1 rRNA gene is annotated in these 229 nt (G+C 53.7%); it reads left to right on the forward strand.

The features are described 5' to 3' along the window. Nucleotides 1-229, forward strand: a 23S ribosomal RNA gene (locus ACQ4LH_RS21300); the annotation flags it as partial.

A 229-nucleotide genomic window follows, 5' to 3' on the forward strand; every position in this document is an offset into this window, starting at 1 on the left:
GGCCCAGACAGCCAGGATGTTGGCTTAGAAGCAGCCATCATTTAAAGAAAGCGTAATAGCTCACTGGTCGAGTCGGCCTGCGCGGAAGATGTAACGGGGCTAAACCATGCACCGAAGCTGCGGCAGCGACGCTTATGCGTTGTTGGGTAGGGGAGCGTTCTGTAAGCCTGTGAAGGTGTGCTGTGAGGCATGCTGGAGGTATCAGAAGTGCGAATGCTGACATAAGTAA

It is taken from the genome of Pseudomonas peli, assembly GCF_050563605.1.
Taxonomy (GTDB): Bacteria; Pseudomonadota; Gammaproteobacteria; order Pseudomonadales; family Pseudomonadaceae; genus Aquipseudomonas; species Aquipseudomonas peli_A.